Source organism: Clostridium sp. 29_15 (genome assembly GCF_001916075.1).
Classification (GTDB): domain Bacteria; phylum Bacillota; class Clostridia; order Clostridiales; family Clostridiaceae; genus Clostridium; species Clostridium lentum.
The window spans coordinates 32,753-49,285 of record NZ_MNRT01000015.1 but is presented as its reverse complement, the minus strand read 5'-3'; the positions used below and the strand labels follow the sequence as shown (position 1 = coordinate 49,285).

The following is a 16,533-nucleotide window of genomic DNA, read 5'->3' as shown; positions in this document are numbered from 1 at the left end:
ATGGATCTTAAAGAAAAGATAAGAGTCATTGAAGGGTTTCCTAAAGAAGGAATAAGTTTTAAGGATATTACTACTTTAGTAGCTGATGGAGAAGCATTTAAAGAATCAATAGATAGAATAGCAGAACATTTAAGAGATAAAAATGTAGATGTAATATTAGGACCAGAAGCTAGAGGGTTTATCTTTGGAGTGCCTGTAGCATATGCTTTAGGTGTAGGATTTGTTCCTGTAAGAAAGAAAGGAAAATTACCAGCAGAAACAGTTTCTGTGGATTATTCATTAGAATATGGTGTTGACGTCTTAGAAATTCATAAAGATGCTATAAAAAAAGGGCAAAGGGTAGCTATAGTTGATGATTTATTAGCTACAGGAGGAACTGTTGATGCAGTTGCTAAGCTTGTTGAAAAAGTAGGGGCTGAAGTTGTAGCACTAGATTTTGCTATTGAACTTACTGAATTAAGAGGTAGAGATAAATTAGAAGGTTATGAAATTATGTCATTAGTACAATATGATGTGTAATTTTATTGAAAATAAATGAATTATAATATATAATATTAATAAAAAAATGGCTGGTTAGTTAACCAGCCATTGACTTTAGAGTAATAAATTTATCTTAAGGAGATAAATCTTAATGTTAGAGATGTTAGTAAAAAAAATTAAAGAAAACTGTGTAAATATTAATATGGATATGGTAAATAAAGCTTTTAATTTAGCTTTTGAAGCCCATAAGGAACAAAAGAGAGATTCTGGTGAGCCATACATAATACATCCAATAGAAGTTGCTACTATTTTGGCAGAATTAGGAATGGATACAAGTACTATTGTAGCAGGGCTTTTACATGATGTTATCGAAGACACTGAATATACTTATGATGATATAAAAAAAATATTTGGTGAAGAAGTAGCTAATTTAGTTAGTGGAGTAACTAAAATAACTAAGATGGAATATAAGTCTAAAGAAGAACAGCAAGCAGATAATTTTAGAAAGATGCTTCTTGCTATGGCTGATGATATTAGAGTAATAATAATCAAATTGGCTGATAGACTACATAATATGCGAACACTTAAGTATAGGAAAAAAGAAAAACAAAAGAAAACTGCTATGGAAACGTTAGATATTTATGCACCACTTGCACACAGACTAGGGATTTCTAAGATTAAGTGGGAACTAGAAGATTTATCTTTTAGATACATTCATGAAGAAGAATATTATGACTTAGTTAAGCAAGTTGCAGAAAAAAGAGCAGAAAGAGAAATATACATTAAAAATATTATCGAAGAGATGTATAATAAGCTTGAAGAAGCTGGAATTGACTCAGATATTGATGGTAGACCAAAGCACTTTTTCAGTATATATAAGAAAATGGTCAATAAAAATAAGAGCATAGAGCAAATATTTGATTTGACAGCCATAAGAGTTCTTGTAAACACTGTGAAAGATTGTTATGAAGTCTTAGGTATAGTCCATACAATTTATAAGCCTATTCCAGGAAGATTTAAGGATTATATAGCAATGCCTAAACCTAATATGTATCAATCACTTCATACAACAGTAATTGGTCCACAAGGAAAGACATTTGAAATTCAAATAAGAACTTTTGAAATGCATAGAACAGCAGAATATGGTATTGCTGCACACTGGAAATATAAAGAAGGCGATAACAATAGTGAAACTAAGGAAAAGAACTTTGAAAGCAAGCTAGTATGGCTTAGAGATATGCTTGAATTCCAAAAAGAAACAGCAGATGCAGAGGAATTTATTGAAGGGTTTAAAATAGATTTATTTACTGATGAAATCTTTTTATTTACTCCAAAAGGTGTAGTTATTGATTTGCCAAATGGAGCAACACCAATTGATTTTGCTTATAGAATACATACTGATATAGGTAATAAATGTGTAGGGGCAAAAGTTAATGGTAAAATAGTACCTTTAGATTATAAGCTTAAAACTGGAGAAATTGTTGAAGTATTAACATCAAATAATGCAAAAGGCCCTAATATAGATTGGCTTAATATTGCTAAAAGTAATCAGGCTAAAAGTAAGATAAGATCTTGGTTTAAAAAGTCTAAGAAGGAAGAAAACATCAGTAAAGGAAAAGAAGTATTTGAAAAAGAACTTAAGAAACAAGGTGTTCATTTTGCAGATATTGCAAAAGGGGAAACTTATGAAAAGTTTGTTAAGAGAAATAATATTAATTGTATTGATGACTTATATGCTTTGATAGGTCTTGGAGCAATTTCAGCATCGTCTTTTATATGGAAGCTAAAAGATGAAAATAAAAGTAAAGATGAAAAGGTTATTGAGGAAAATACAAACAAAATTATTGAGGAAAATATTTTTAAGGCAAAAAGAAAAACTGTTGATAATACAGTAGGAATTACCGTAAAAGGTGTTGACAATATAATGATAAGATTTGCGAAATGCTGTAATCCAGTTCCAGGTGATGATATAATGGGGTATATTACCAAGGGAAGAGGGGTTTCTGTACATAGAGCAGATTGTGGAAATTTAAAAAGCTTGATTATGGAAGATGGAGCTAAAGTAGTCGATGTTTCTTGGGGCAGTTCAAATGGAAGAGCTTATATTGCTGAAATACAAGTTAAGGCTGAGGATATAGGTGAATTACTTACTGATATAATGGGAGTAATATCAGAGCTTAATCTTCAACTTAATGCTGTAAATGCAAAATCAGCTAAAGGTAGAATAGCATATGTTAATATAAAAGTTAAAATAGATTCAGTAGATATTTTAAAGAATCTTATGAGAAAGATAAGACATCTTAAAGGCGTTATTGATGTATATAGAGTAAATAATTAAAGGAAGAAAAATATGAGAGCAGTAGTACAAAGAGTTACAAGTTCTAAAGTAGTGGTGGACGGAAAAATTGTAGGATCTATTAATAAGGGAATCAATGTGCTTATTGGAATAAGCTGTGATGACAATGAAGGAGATTTAAAATATATCAAAGATAAAATAATAAATTTAAGGATTTTTGAAGATGAAAACTTTAAGATGAATAAATCTTTAATGGATATTGGTGGAGAAATGCTTGTGATTTCACAATTTACCTTATATGGAGACTGTAGAAAAGGTAGAAGACCTAATTTTATGGCTGCTTTAAGTGGAGAAGAATCAAAAAAATTATATGATAAATTTATTTTAATGCTTAAAGAATATGGTATAAAAGTTGAAACAGGAATTTTTGGAGCTGATATGAAAGTTGACATTCAAAATGATGGACCTGTTACTATACTATTAGATAGCAAAAAGAACTTTTAGCAAAAGGGATGGTGTTTTGTATGATAATTAAGACTTTTCCTGTAGGGATGCTTCAGGAGAATTGCTATATAATAATAAATGAAGAAGTAAATGAAGCTGTTGCTGTTGATCCAGGTGATGAAGGAGATAAACTTATTGCCAATATAGAAAGACTAGGTTGTAGCTTAAAAGCGATCTTATTAACTCATGGTCATGCAGACCACGTAGGGGCAGTTGTTGATTTAAAAAATAAATTCAATGTGCCTGTTTATATAAATGAAAAGGAAATCCTTTGTATGCAAAATGATAATACTGTGTTTGGTAAATTACCAGAGTGTTATGATTTTATAAAAGATGGAGATGAATTGGCAATTGCAGGATTGAAAATCAAATGTATCCACACTCCAGGACACACTTTAGGAGGGATGTGCTTCCTAATAGATAATGAATTATTTACTGGTGATACATTGTTCCAAGGAGCTGTTGGAAGAAGTGATTTTTATGGAGGAAACCATACTGAGCTTATTAATAGTATAAATGAAAAGCTTATGGTACTTGATAAAAAAATAAATATATATCCAGGACATGGACCAAGTTCAACTTTAATGTATGAAGCAATGAGAAACCCTTTTTTACAAGATGATTTGTTTTAAACAAAGGAGAAGAAATGGAAATTAAAATAGCGTTAAATGACCATAAATATAGATATGATGTTTATCAAATGTTTAATATATATTTTGCCTTAGATGAGCTGAAATTTGTGGAAGATGGTGAATATATAATTAATATTGAAGAAAATAAAATAGTTTTTGCTTTTAAGGAATACTATAAGGAAAGATTAATTGGTGAAAATATAAAAGAAGATATTAAAAGGGTAGTATTTGAATCTTTAAAGGATATTACAGGCGAAGAATATCCTTGGGGAATACTTGTAGGAATTAGGCCATCTAAAATTGCTTTAAAATACTTAAATGAAGGAAAAAGCAATGAAGAAATAATAGATATTTTCAAGGAAAAACATTTAGCAGCAAGAGAAAAAGCAGAGCTATGTATTGAAGTGGCTAAAGCTGAGGAAAGTTTCGTAAATAAAGATGAAAAGAAAATAGCTATTTATGTTGGGATGGCATTTTGCCCTACAAGATGCTTCTATTGTTCGTTTGCAGCTAACCCAATAATGGGCAACAAAAAGATGGTAAATCCATATCTAGAAGCGCTTACAAAAGAAATAAGAGCAATGAAAGAATATGTTAATCTTAAAGGGTTAGCAATTGAATCAGTATACTTTGGTGGAGGTACTCCTACTGCAGTAAATAATGATGAGTTTGAAGAAATAATGTCAGAAGTTTATGATGCTTTTGTGAAAGATAAGAAACTTGTGGAATTTACTGTGGAATGTGGAAGACCTGATAGTATAACAAGAGAAAAACTTTTAACAATGAAAAAATTTAATGTTACAAGAATAAGCATTAATCCTCAAACAATGAATGACGATACATTAAAGATGATTGGAAGAGGACATGACTCTGCTAGTGTTATTGAGAAGTTCAATATGGCTAGAGAAATGGGCTTTGATGATATAAATATGGATATGATTATAGGACTTCCAGGAGAAGGTATCAAAGAAGTTAAGCATACTAAGGATGAAATACTTAAGCTTCATCCAGATAGTCTTACAGTACATGGACTATCATTAAAAAGAGCATCAATTCTTTATGAAAACTTCATACTTAAAAAGGGTATCCAAGTGAAAAAGCAAAAGGAACTGGCAGATATGTATGAAGAAAGTAGAATTTTAGCTTCAGAGCTAGGATTAAAGCCATATTATATGTATAGACAAAAAAATATGATAGGTAACATGGAGAATTTAGGGTATTCTAAAAAGGGAAAGGAATGTATTTATAATATTCAAATGATTGAAGATAAACAAACAATCATAGCACTAGGAGCAGATGCTGTTACTAAAGCTGTATTTTTAAAAGAAGATAGAATTGAAAGGTTTGGTAATGCAAAGGATCTTAGAGAATATATTAGTAGAATTGATGAAATGATTGAAGGTAAAATTAAGTTATTAGATAGCCTATATAAATAATAAGAGGATTTTTTATGGACAAAAACATATACACAGTGTGTAGATATGATAAAAGGAGGAATAGTGTAAATGGAAGTTCAAGCACCAAAAGGTACCAAGGATATGTTACCACAAGATGCGTATAAATGGCATTTTGTTGAAAATAAATTTAGAGAAATAGCAAAGTTTTATGGGATGAGAGAAATCAGAACGCCAATGTTTGAGCATACTGATTTATTTTTAAGAGGTGTAGGAGATACAACTGATATAGTACAAAAGGAAATGTATACTTTCAATGATAAAGGAAATAGAAGTATTACTTTAAAACCAGAAGGTACTTCGCCAGTAGTAAGAGCATTTATTGAAAATAGACTATTTAATGAGGCACAGCCTACAAAGCTTTATTATGCAATACCATGCTTCAGATATGAAAATGTGCAAAAGGGAAGACTAAGACAGTTCCACCAATTTGGAACAGAAGTTTTTGGTTCTAAAGAGCCATCAATGGATGCTGAAGTAATAGCTTTTGCCATGGAATTTTTAAAGAGCCTTGGTTTAAAAAGCCTAAGCTTAAACATAAATAACTTAGGATGTCCTAACTGTAGACCTAAGTATAATGAAGCATTAAAGAAATTCTTAGAAGAAAACTATGATGATTTATGTGGATTGTGTCAAAGTAGATTTGACAAAAATCCAATGAGAATTTTAGACTGTAAGAACAAAAATTGTGGTGAAATTACAAAAAATGCACCGATAATATTAGATTATATGTGTGAAGAATGTGATAGTCACTTTGCTGAAGTTAAGAAATATTTAGATATATTAAATATACCGTATACAGTAGATCCAGGAATAGTTAGAGGATTAGATTACTATACAAAGACTATTTTTGAAATATTAAATGATGATTTTACTGTTTGTGGTGGAGGAAGATATGATAGACTTATAGAGCAACTTGGTGGTCCAGAAATGCCGGCAGTAGGCTTTGGTCTTGGAATAGAGAGACTTCTACTTACACTTAAAAATGAAGGTATTGAAATTCCAAGTGAAGGATTATATGATTTATATGTAGGAGCTAGAGGAGAAGAAGGAAAGCTTGCATCATTTAAGCTGGCAAATACTTTAAGAACTAGAGGTATAAAAACTGAAATAAATCATATGGGAAGAAGCTTAAAGGCAGAAATGAAGTACGCTAATAAAATTGGAGCTAAGTTTACTGTAGTTTTAGGTGATGATGAGCTTCAAACTGGAAATGCAAAGCTTAAGAGAATGAGTGATGGTGAGCAGTTTGAAGTGAATTTAAACAATATAGAAGAAATAGTAGCAATACTAAATAGTTAGGAGGAGTTTATAATGGGTGAGGCACTAGGTGGCTTAAAAAGAACTATGATGTGTGGTGAACCTAGAGAAGCAAACATAGGAAGTAAGATTACTCTTATGGGATGGGTTCAAAGAAATAGAAAGCTTGGAGGTCTTGAATTTATAGACCTTAGAGATAGAACTGGAATAATGCAAATTGTTTTTGGTGAGGAAATAAATGTTGAAAGCTTTGAAAAAGCTAAAAGCGTTAGACCAGAATACTGTATAGCTGTTACTGGAGAAGTTGTTAAGAGACAATCTCCTAATGAAAATATGCCAACAGGAATGGTTGAGTTATTATGTGAAGAAATAAAAATTCTTTCAGAATCAGATACTCCACCTATATATATAAAAGAAGATTTAGATGCAGCAGAGAATATAAGATTGAAATATAGATATTTAGATCTTAGAAGGCCTGATATGCATAAAATATTTGCTATAAGAAGCAAAACTACTAAGGTAATAAGAGATTATTTAGAAGAAAATAATTTCTTAGATGTTGAAACTCCAGTTTTAGGAAAATCAACACCAGAAGGTGCAAGAGATTATTTAGTACCATCAAGAAACTATCAAGGAAAATTTTATGCACTTCCACAATCACCACAATTGTATAAGCAATTATTGATGATGTCTGGCTTTGATAGATATTATCAAATAGCTAAATGCTTTAGAGATGAAGATTTAAGAGCTAACAGACAACCAGAATTTACTCAAGTAGATATGGAATTAAGCTTTGTAGAGCAAGATGATGTAATGGCATTAAATGAAGGTTTAATTGCTAGAGTATTTAAGGAAGTAGTAGGAGTAGATGTACAATTACCAATAAAGAGAATGACATTTAATGAAGCTATGGAGAAATACGGTAGTGATAAACCAGATTTAAGATTTGGTATGGAAATTACAAATATTACTGAAGCTGTTAAAGATATGGACTTTGTAGTGTTTAAATCAGCTATAGAAAATGGTGGTTCTATTAGAGCATTATGCTTAAAAGGTGGAGCATCACTTGGAAGAAAACCAATTGATAAATTAGGAGAATTTGTTAAGACTTATAGAGCAAAAGGTCTTGCATGGATTCAATTAAAAGAAGAGGGAGTTAAATCTTCTTTAGCTAAATTCTTAACAGATGAGGTAACAGAAAACATAGTTAAAACTATAGGAGCTGAAACTGGTGATGCAATATTCATCGTTGCAGATAAAGATTCTGTTGTATTACAAAGTTTAGGTGCATTAAGATTAGAACTTGCTAAGCAATTTGATTTAATAAAAGATAAAAATGAATTTAACTTTACTTGGGTTACTGAATTCCCATTCTTTGAATACAGTGAAGAAGAAGAAAGATTTAAAGCTTGTCACCATCCATTTACATCACCAATGGATGAAGATTTAGAATTTGTTGAATCTGATCCAGCTAGAGTTAGAGCTAAAGCTTATGATTTAGTATTAAATGGTGAAGAACTAGGTGGAGGGTCTATCAGAATTCATGATTCTGCCATCCAAGAAAGAATGCTTAAAGCATTAGGATTCACTGAAGAAAGAGCTTGGGAATCATTTGGATTCTTATTACAAGCACTTAAATTTGGAGCACCACCACACGGTGGATTAGCATTTGGTTTAGATAGAATGATAATGTTCTTAGCTGGAACTGAAAATATTAAGGATGTTATTGCTTTCCCTAAAAACCAAAATGCCTTCTGTTATTTAAGTGAGGCACCAAACGTAGTTGATGAAAAGCAAATTGAAGAATTAGGATTAGTAATCGCTAAAAAAGAAGAATAATTTTAAACGGAGCTATTGCTTTAAAGGCATAGCTTCTTTATTTTATCCTTAAGCATAAAAATAATATATTTGCAAAAAATATTAATAAGCTTTTTTATGCTAAAACTTAGGAGGGATTATAATGAAGAACAATTCTATGAATAAGATGAAGAAAGCCATGAAGAAGAACATGAAAAAAAGTAATGTATTAGTTGAAATGGCAGAAGACTTTAAAGATTTAATTACCGATGCTAAAATATATAAGAAATTAACTAAAAAAAAATAATATGTTTTTTTGACCATGGCCCTAGAAAATCTAGGGCTATATTTATTAATTGATTTTTTATTGATTTGTAAATTTAATAAAAAATGATACAATATAACCTATATAGTTAAGTGTAGGAGTGAAAGAAAATGGATAATGATAAATATAGAAAAGATATTTCCAACAGACTTAAGAGAATTGAGGGGCAGGTTAAGGGAATACAAGGTATGGTAGAAAAGGATGCTTGTTGTGATGATATACTTATTCAGATTTCAGCTATAAGATCTGCTATTAATAAAGTTGGTAGTATGATGATAGAGCATTATGCAAATAATTGTATGGGTGTTGAAAAAGATAGTATTGAAGAAGCGAGAATAAAAAAGCTCGTTAAAACTATAAATACATTTATAAAATAATGATGAATTATATAAATATAGTTCATCATTATTTTATATTATTAAATCATTAATGCTTATTGCTGATTAAAGCGCTTACTGGAATGATTTCTTTTAACTCTGAAAATAAGTGAAGTAATGGTGGATATAAAAATTACACCTAAAGCAAGAGTACCAGCATTAGCTAAGGTATTTATTCCTAAATGAACAGCATTTTGTAGGTCACCATTAATGGTAGCAAGCATTGTATAGTACATGCCGCTTCCAGGAACTAACGGAAATAACGCACAAATTACAAAAGAAGTAACCGGAGTTTTAAAGATTCTAGCTAAAACTTCGCTATATGTACTAAATACTAAAGCTGAAATGAATAATGAGGAAACTTCGCTTAGGCCTAGTGATAGCGGTAAGGAATAGCAATACCAGCTTAGTCCTCCTCCTAAGGCGGCAAAAAGAAGCTTTTTACCTTTTATATTAAAAAGTATTCCAAAACCAAAGGTTATTATAAATGAAACAAAAGACATACGTAATAACATATTAAATACCTCCTAGAACTCTCATACAAATACTTAAACCTGCACCTGTACCTACTGCAATAGAAATAGCAATGAAAAATGCTTCAGCTGCTCGTGTAAGGCCAGAAACCAAATCACCTGCTATAGTATCCCTTATGGCATTAGTAATGGCAAGACCAGGCACTAGAAGCATTATAGAGCCAATGATAGTTTGATGTATACCACTAGCAAGACCAAGCTTTTGTAGAATTACTGCTAAAATGGCAGTAAGGGCACCTGAAATTACATTAATAAAGAAAAAGTTTATTCTAAGTTCGTTGCCTTTTAGAGTAATAAGCCTAATTAATAGCCCTATAATAAAGGCTGAAAACATATCTTTTATTGTGCCACCAAAAAGGATTGCACATGAGCCAGCACCAAAAGCCGAAAAGAATAATGTCACCATAGATGAATATCTTTCCCCTTCATTTATTTTTATGAGCTCTTCTTTAAATTGATCAACAGTTAGATTTCTACTTAGAATATTTCTAGACAAGTCATTTACCTTATCTATTTTGTTCAAATCAACTGTTCTGCTGACCACTCTTTTAGTTAAGGAGTATATTTCTCCTTTATGTAATATAGAGGTCATTATTCCAGTAGGAGTAACAAAGCTTTCTGCTTGTTCCGCTCCAAAGGTTTTGCAAATTCTCAAAATAGTATCTTCTACACGATAAGTTTCTCCGCCACTTTCCAAAATAATTTGACCTGCAAATGTTGCAACTTGTAAAATTTCGTTCATGGTTTTATCTCCTATTGTTTTTTTATAACTATATGTATTATAACATATAAAATAAATAGGTAATATATATAAAAATATAGTTGAATATATTATTGATTATATTTATAATTTTAATAAAATATAAAAAATGGGGTGAAAATATGGATTTTAAAAATTTAGTAAAAGTTGATGAAGAGATTTATAGTTTAGTTGAAAAAGAACTAGAAAGAGAGCAAGATGGTATTGAGCTTATTGCATCAGAAAATTTTGCATCAGAGGCAGTAATGGAAGCAATGGGATCATATTTAACAAACAAATATGCAGAAGGGTATCCAAGTAAACGTTATTATGGCGGTTGTCAAGTAGTTGATGAAGTTGAGGAACTAGCGAGAGAAAGAGCTAAAAAGCTTTTTGGAGCAGAACATGCAAATGTACAACCACATTCAGGGTCACAAGCAAATATGGCAGTATACTTTACAATATTGCAGCCAGGGGATACTGTATTAGGAATGAACTTAAGCCATGGTGGACACCTTACTCATGGTTCAGCTGTTAACTTCTCAGGGAGATTATATAACTTTGTTTCTTATGGAGTTAATAAGGAAACTGAAAGGATAGATTATGAGGAAGTAAGGAGGCTAGCATTAGAATATAAACCTAAACTTATAGTAGCAGGAGCCAGCGCATATTCTAGGATAATAGATTTTAAAAAGTTAAAGGAAATCTGTGATGAAGTAGCAGCATATTTTATGGTTGATATGGCCCATATAGCAGGACTTGTAGCAACAGGAGCACATCCTTCACCAGTACCATATGCAGATTTTGTTACTTCAACAACTCATAAGACACTGAGAGGACCTAGAGGTGGACTTATATTATGTAAGGAAAAGTATGCAAAAGCATTAGATAAAAATATTTTCCCAGGTATTCAAGGGGGACCGTTAATGCATACTATAGCTGCAAAAGCGGTATGCTTCAAAGAAGCACTTCAGCCAGAATTTAAGGAATATATAGATAGAGTAGTGAAAAACTGTAAGGTATTAGCAGAAGAATTAGTAAAATATGATTTTAAATTAGTATCTAATGGAAGTGATAACCACTTAATTCTTATTGATTTAAACAATAAGGATATAACAGGAAAAGATGCAGAAAAGCGTTTAGATAGTATTGGAATAACAGTGAATAAGAATACTGTGCCAAATGAAACAAAGAGTCCATTTGTTACTTCAGGTATAAGAATAGGAACAGCAGCTGTAACAACTAGAGGCTTTGATGAAGAGGATATGAAAGAAGTGGCAGCTTTAATAAATGATGCAATAGAAAATAAGGATGAAGACTTATCATCATTAAAAAATAGAGTAAAAGCATTATGCAGTAAGCACCCTTTATATTAATAATGATATAAGCATAGGAGGAAACAATGAAATTAATTTCTTGGAATGTAAATGGATTAAGAGCATGTGTACAAAAGGGATTTTTAGAATATTTTAATAGTGTTAATGCAGATGTGTTCTGTATTCAAGAAAGTAAGCTTCAGGAAGGTCAAATAGAACTAGATCTTCCAGGTTATGAGCAATATTGGAATTATGCAGAGAAAAAAGGATATTCAGGAACAGCAATATTTACAAAGAAAAAACCTTTAAGTGTAAAATATGGTCTTGGAATTGAAGAACATGATCATGAAGGTAGGGTAATTACCTTAGAGTTTGAAGATGAATATGTTATAACTGTTTATACTCCTAATTCACAAAATGAACTGGCTAGACTTGATTATAGAATGAAGTGGGAAGATGATTTTAAAGAGTATTTAAAAGAACTTTCAAAAAAGAAGTCAGTAATCGTATGTGGAGATTTAAATGTAGCACATAAGGAAATAGACTTAAAGAATCCTAAGACTAACCGAAAAAATGCAGGATTTACAGATGAAGAAAGAGAAAAGCTTACTGATTTATTAAAGGCAGGCTTTATTGATACATTCAGATATTTTAAGCCAGATGTTACAGGGATTTATTCTTGGTGGTCATATAGGTTTAATTCAAGAAAGAATAATGCTGGATGGAGAATTGATTATTTCCTAGTATCAGAAGATATGAAGGATAGATTGGTTTCAGCAGATATACACACAGAAGTTCTTGGCTCAGATCATTGTCCAGTAGAACTAGTAATAGAATAATTTACTCAAAATAGACATAAGCTAAAATTTAGTTTATGTCTATTTTTATGGAAAATGTCAATGGAACGAAAGAAAAAAGTATAAAAAAACATATTTTGTTGAAACTATGTAATAAGTAGAGGATTTTGAAAAAATTAAGGAGGTATAAGTGATGTATTGGATAATTAGGGGAGAAGGAAATGGAGTATGCATAAAAAATCTTATGAAACTCATAATAGTTTTGGCTTTGGTTATAGTAAGTACTAGCTCTCTTTTTACATATGCCTATGAGCCTGCAGAAGCTTCTAATGAAAATGTTAATAATAATTTTAAAGTATGTATTGATCCAGGTCATCAAGCTAAATATGATTCTAGGGGGGAGCCAGTGGCACCTGGAAGCAGTACAAAGAAAGCTAGAGTGTCAGCAGGTACAAAAGGAGTTGCCACTAAGAAGAATGAGTATGAAGTAAATTTGGAAGCAGCATTATTATTAAGAGAAATGCTTAATAATAAAAGTTATAATGTAATAATGACAAGGGATAATAATAGCTAATGAAAATAATTCAGATATTGCCATCAGGATACATTGTGATAGTTTACTAGATAGCAGTAAGACTGGAGCTACAATTCTTGTGCCTAATAAAGAATGTGAATGGACAAAAGAGATATATGAAAATAGTTATACATTTGCTACAATACTACAGGAAAAATTAAAAGAAGGAAATATTAAGGTGAATGGAGTATTTGAAAGAAAGGATATAACAGGATTCAATTGGTCTAAGGTACCAGTTATAATTTTAGAGATGGGGTTTATGAGTAATTATAATGAAGATACTATGCTATCTAATCCTAATTATCAAAAAAAGATTATGAATTGTGTATCTGAAGCAATAGATGAATATCAAAATGTTATGATAAAAAGATAAATTTATTTCATAAAGCATAAAAATAGGAATAAAAATATAAAAAGAGGATAAAATATAAGATAAATATTATTTTCCAAAATAATAATGTATAGGAGGTATTTGGTGAAAAGGTATAATTTAATTTATTATTGGCAAAACTTCTTGGCTAATCAAGATGATGTCTCACTTAAACCTAATGCATACGTTATAAAGTTTTGTATAGTAAATAAATATAGTTATGATTATTATTGTAATTGGTATTCGTTTGCAAAAGTGGAAAAATTAATAAGTTTCTTAAAATGTGTAGTAATACCTTCAACATATATAACAAAGGCATTTGGCAAAGATGAAAATACAATATTTCTAGATGCTTTAGATAAATATGAGTGTATGGAGTATTTGGAAAGAGCCAGTGTTTTTGATAAAAGAGAATTATTAAGAAGAGTAAATAGGGAATATGATTTTTTAAGTAGAGTTGAAAAATGTAATTTAGGAATTGAAGGAGTTAAAAAGTATTTAGAATTAATTAATAAATACAATGATAAAAACAGCAAAATATTTCTTGAATTAGAATTTTATAAAAATGTAAATATGATTGGTAAAGGGTTAATAGATGAATATGAAAAGGAAAATATGCTCGATGACTTGGAAGAAAATATGGCTTTAAACAAAAATGAAATATTATCAATGTTTGAAAATATAGATAAGAATATGTTTATGTTAAAAAAACTCAATACTTATTTAAATAATACGCTTACATTCTAGTAAAAAACAAGAGATTAATAAATATCTCTTGTTTTTTTATATGAATAATGAAGGTAAATAGATATTGCATATTAACAAGAACAAAATAAAATGGTATATTAATATAAGTTATATAAAGTATTAGAGATACTTTTATTAAAAATTAGAAATGAGAGATGTGATTAAATGGATAAAAATAGATTTTTACCTATTTCTAAAGAAGATATGAATGAAAGAGGTTGGGAGCAGTGTGATTTTATTATTGTAACTGGTGATGCATATGTAGACCATCATAGCTTTGGTACTGCTATCATTTCAAGAGTTTTAGAAAATGAAGGTTATAAAGTAGGGATAATAGCACAGCCAGATTGGCATAGCACTGATGATTTTATGAAGCTTGGTAAACCAAGACTAGGATTCCTTGTTAATGCAGGAAATATGGATTCAATGGTAAATCATTATACTGTAAGTAAAAGAAGAAGAGAAAAGGATCTTTATTCACCAGGTGGTGAAATGGGATTAAGACCAGATAGAGCTACTATTGTTTATTGTAACAAGATTAGAGAGGCTTATGGCAAAATAAATATATGTATAGGTGGAGTAGAAGCTAGCCTAAGAAGATTTGCTCATTATGATTATTGGTCTGATAAAGTTAGAAAATCAATCTTAATAGATAGTGGTGCAGACCTTTTAATTTATGGAATGAGTGAAAAGCAAATAGTTGAAGTAGCTAGATGCATGAATGAAGGTTTTGATGCTAAGTACATACGACACGTGCCAGGAACGTGTTATTTAGTAGACTCAATGGATGAAGTTTACGAAGAACATATAGTTATTCCATCATATAAAGAAGTGACTGCCGATAAAATAGTTTATGCACAGGCTTTTAAAGTTACATATCAAGAGCAAGATCCTATAAGAGGAAGAACTATTGTTCAAGATCAAGGCGACAAGATACTTGTAGTTAACAAGCCAGAAGTAATTTTAAATAGAGAAGAACTTGATGCAGTATATGCACTTCCATATACTAAAGAATATCATCCATCATATAAGGAAGCAGGTGGAATTCCAGCTTTAGAAGAAGTAAAGTTCAGTATTATGAGTTCAAGAGGATGTTTTGGAAATTGTTCATTTTGTGCCATCACATTCCACCAAGGAAGAGCTGTAGAAAGTAGAAGTGAAGAGTCTATAGTTCAAGAAGCTAAAGAAATGACAGAAATGCCAGACTTTAAGGGATATATCCATGATGTTGGAGGTCCTACAGCTAACTTTAGAAAGCCAGCATGTAAGCATCAATTAACTATAGGTGCATGTAAGGTTAAACAATGTTTAAGTCCAAGTCCTTGTAGAAACTTAGAAGTTGATCATAAAGAATTTTTAAGTGTTCTTAGAAGTGTAAGAAGTTTGCCAAAGGTTAAAAAGGTATTTGTACGTTCAGGTATCAGATATGACTATGTAATGGCAGATAAGGATGATACATTCTTCAAAGAATTAGTAGAACATCATGTTAGTGGCCAGTTAAAAGTAGCTCCAGAACACGTATCTGAAGAAGTATTAAAATATATGGGTAAACCAGCTGGTAGAACATATGAAGATTTTAGACAAAAGTTCTTTAAGATAACAGAAAAGTTGGGAAAGAAACAATATATAATTCCATACTTAATGTCAAGCCATCCAGGTAGCACATTAAAAGAAGCAATAAACCTTGCTGAATACTTAAGAGATATTAAGTATCAACCAGAGCAAGTACAAGATTTCTACCCAACACCAGGAACATTATCAACAACAATGTTTTATACAGGACTTGATCCAATAACTATGAAGCCAGTTTATATACCTAAAACTAAGGAAGAAAAGGCTATGCAGAGAGCACTTCTTCAATTCAGTAATCCTAAAAATTATAATATAGTTTATGATGCATTAATGAAGGCTGGAAGAGAAGACTTAATTGGTAATGGACCTAAGTGCTTAATAAGATCAAAAGAGCAAAGATATATGGATGTTCATGGCTTAGGGTACAAAGGAAAGAGCAAAGGAAAGTCTAAAGATAATAGCGGCAGAGGAAGTAAAAACTCTAAAAATTATAAAGACTCAAAAAATTCAAAAAATAAAAAATCAAATGATACAAGGGATAATAGAAATCCTAGAGATTCAAGAGATACTAAAGCACCTAAGAAATCAAGAGGAAGCTTTAAGGAAAGACAGGCTGCAAAAAATAGAAGAAGCAGATAACAAAAAGATACTACATATGAATGTCAACTGAAAAATGACTTTCATATATAGTGTCTTTTTTGTTTTGTATTTTATAATTACAACAAAATAATGTAAAATATGGTATAATTAATTAAAAATA

15 protein-coding genes and 1 pseudogene are annotated in these 16,533 nt (G+C 30.6%); 14 read left to right on the top strand and 2 right to left on the bottom strand.

What is annotated here, in order from left to right:
* The 9 genes from BHW04_RS01580 (at nt 1) to BHW04_RS01540 (ending at nt 9,125) form a co-directional block, all read left to right on the top strand.
* Nucleotides 1-519, top strand: coding sequence for an adenine phosphoribosyltransferase (locus BHW04_RS01580; protein WP_022211743.1), 519 nt, complete (start codon nt 1-3; stop codon nt 517-519).
* A 112-nt stretch (nt 520-631) separates the two neighbouring features.
* Nucleotides 632-2,818 carry a RelA/SpoT family protein gene (locus BHW04_RS01575; RefSeq protein ID WP_302698621.1) on the top strand — a complete coding sequence of 729 codons (2,187 nt, stop codon included), beginning with the start codon at nt 632-634 and terminating at the stop codon, nt 2,816-2,818.
* A gap of 12 nt (nt 2,819-2,830) precedes the next feature.
* On the top strand, nt 2,831-3,280 hold the full coding sequence (gene dtd, locus BHW04_RS01570) for a D-aminoacyl-tRNA deacylase (protein ID WP_302698620.1): 450 nt from the start codon (nt 2,831-2,833) through the stop codon (nt 3,278-3,280).
* Nucleotides 3,281-3,300: 20 nt separating this feature from the next.
* Complete coding sequence (locus BHW04_RS01565; RefSeq protein ID WP_302698618.1) at nt 3,301-3,912, top strand: MBL fold metallo-hydrolase; 612 nt, start codon at nt 3,301-3,303, stop codon at nt 3,910-3,912.
* Nucleotides 3,913-3,926: 14 nt separating this feature from the next.
* The gene (locus BHW04_RS01560) at nt 3,927-5,348 is read left to right on the top strand and encodes a coproporphyrinogen III oxidase (RefSeq protein WP_302698616.1); all 1,422 of its coding nucleotides are present in this window, start codon (nt 3,927-3,929) and stop codon (nt 5,346-5,348) included.
* Nucleotides 5,349-5,417: 69 nt separating this feature from the next.
* Nucleotides 5,418-6,668 (top strand): histidine--tRNA ligase, encoded by a 1,251-nt coding sequence (hisS, locus tag BHW04_RS01555; RefSeq protein WP_022211748.1) that lies wholly within the window; start codon nt 5,418-5,420, stop codon nt 6,666-6,668.
* A 12-nt stretch (nt 6,669-6,680) separates the two neighbouring features.
* Nucleotides 6,681-8,465, top strand: a complete 1,785-nt coding sequence (gene aspS, locus BHW04_RS01550) for an aspartate--tRNA ligase (RefSeq protein ID WP_022211749.1) — start codon at nt 6,681-6,683, stop codon at nt 8,463-8,465.
* 121 nt (nt 8,466-8,586) lie between these two features.
* Nucleotides 8,587-8,730, top strand: a complete 144-nt coding sequence (locus BHW04_RS01545; protein ID WP_022211750.1) for a hypothetical protein — start codon at nt 8,587-8,589, stop codon at nt 8,728-8,730.
* 128 nt (nt 8,731-8,858) lie between these two features.
* Entirely contained in the window at nt 8,859-9,125 is a 267-nt protein-coding gene (locus BHW04_RS01540) for a metal-sensitive transcriptional regulator (protein WP_022211751.1), read from the top strand.
* A gap of 56 nt (nt 9,126-9,181) precedes the next feature.
* Here the strand turns inward: BHW04_RS01540 and BHW04_RS01535 are convergent, their stop codons facing one another.
* Both BHW04_RS01535 and BHW04_RS01530 read right to left on the bottom strand, forming a co-directional pair.
* A complete protein-coding gene (locus BHW04_RS01535) occupies nt 9,182-9,640 on the bottom strand; it encodes a threonine/serine exporter family protein (protein ID WP_022211752.1) in 459 nt (152 codons plus the stop codon).
* 1 nt (nt 9,641) lies between these two features.
* The gene (locus BHW04_RS01530; RefSeq protein ID WP_022211753.1) at nt 9,642-10,400 is read right to left on the bottom strand and encodes a threonine/serine exporter family protein; all 759 of its coding nucleotides are present in this window, start codon (nt 10,398-10,400) and stop codon (nt 9,642-9,644) included.
* Nucleotides 10,401-10,540: 140 nt separating this feature from the next.
* On the opposite strand from BHW04_RS01530, the gene glyA reads away from it, so the two are divergent.
* The 5 genes and pseudogenes from glyA (at nt 10,541) to BHW04_RS01505 (ending at nt 16,412) form a co-directional block, all read left to right on the top strand.
* The gene (glyA, locus tag BHW04_RS01525; RefSeq protein WP_186834780.1) at nt 10,541-11,773 is read left to right on the top strand and encodes a serine hydroxymethyltransferase; all 1,233 of its coding nucleotides are present in this window, start codon (nt 10,541-10,543) and stop codon (nt 11,771-11,773) included.
* A gap of 26 nt (nt 11,774-11,799) precedes the next feature.
* The gene (locus BHW04_RS01520; protein ID WP_022211755.1) at nt 11,800-12,552 is read left to right on the top strand and encodes an exodeoxyribonuclease III; all 753 of its coding nucleotides are present in this window, start codon (nt 11,800-11,802) and stop codon (nt 12,550-12,552) included.
* A gap of 151 nt (nt 12,553-12,703) precedes the next feature.
* Nucleotides 12,704-13,457 (top strand): annotated as a pseudogene (locus BHW04_RS01515) (N-acetylmuramoyl-L-alanine amidase).
* Nucleotides 13,458-13,559: 102 nt separating this feature from the next.
* Nucleotides 13,560-14,201 (top strand): hypothetical protein, encoded by a 642-nt coding sequence (locus BHW04_RS01510; RefSeq protein WP_022211757.1) that lies wholly within the window; start codon nt 13,560-13,562, stop codon nt 14,199-14,201.
* 165 nt (nt 14,202-14,366) lie between these two features.
* Nucleotides 14,367-16,412 carry a YgiQ family radical SAM protein gene (locus tag BHW04_RS01505; RefSeq protein ID WP_022211758.1) on the top strand — a complete coding sequence of 682 codons (2,046 nt, stop codon included), beginning with the start codon at nt 14,367-14,369 and terminating at the stop codon, nt 16,410-16,412.
* The last annotated feature ends 121 nt before the right edge of the window (nt 16,413-16,533 follow it).

Bases quoted from the DNA above. Each gene is read 5' to 3' on its own strand.
- glyA (WP_186834780.1), top strand. From the start codon at position 10,541: ATGGATTTTAAAAATTTAGTAAAAGTTGATGAAGAGATTTATAGTTTA.
- BHW04_RS01565 (WP_302698618.1), top strand. From the start codon at position 3,301: ATGATAATTAAGACTTTTCCTGTAGGGATGCTTCAGGAGAATTGCTAT.
- BHW04_RS01575 (WP_302698621.1), top strand. From the start codon at position 632: ATGTTAGAGATGTTAGTAAAAAAAATTAAAGAAAACTGTGTAAATATT.
- BHW04_RS01505 (WP_022211758.1), top strand. From the start codon at position 14,367: ATGGATAAAAATAGATTTTTACCTATTTCTAAAGAAGATATGAATGAA.
- BHW04_RS01545 (WP_022211750.1), top strand. From the start codon at position 8,587: ATGAAGAACAATTCTATGAATAAGATGAAGAAAGCCATGAAGAAGAAC.
- BHW04_RS01535 (WP_022211752.1), bottom strand. From the start codon at position 9,640: ATGTTATTACGTATGTCTTTTGTTTCATTTATAATAACCTTTGGTTTT.
- BHW04_RS01520 (WP_022211755.1), top strand. From the start codon at position 11,800: ATGAAATTAATTTCTTGGAATGTAAATGGATTAAGAGCATGTGTACAA.
- BHW04_RS01530 (WP_022211753.1), bottom strand. From the start codon at position 10,400: ATGAACGAAATTTTACAAGTTGCAACATTTGCAGGTCAAATTATTTTG.
- BHW04_RS01580 (WP_022211743.1), top strand. From the start codon at position 1: ATGGATCTTAAAGAAAAGATAAGAGTCATTGAAGGGTTTCCTAAAGAA.
- aspS (WP_022211749.1), top strand. From the start codon at position 6,681: ATGGGTGAGGCACTAGGTGGCTTAAAAAGAACTATGATGTGTGGTGAA.
- hisS (WP_022211748.1), top strand. From the start codon at position 5,418: ATGGAAGTTCAAGCACCAAAAGGTACCAAGGATATGTTACCACAAGAT.
- BHW04_RS01560 (WP_302698616.1), top strand. From the start codon at position 3,927: ATGGAAATTAAAATAGCGTTAAATGACCATAAATATAGATATGATGTT.
- dtd (WP_302698620.1), top strand. From the start codon at position 2,831: ATGAGAGCAGTAGTACAAAGAGTTACAAGTTCTAAAGTAGTGGTGGAC.
- BHW04_RS01540 (WP_022211751.1), top strand. From the start codon at position 8,859: ATGGATAATGATAAATATAGAAAAGATATTTCCAACAGACTTAAGAGA.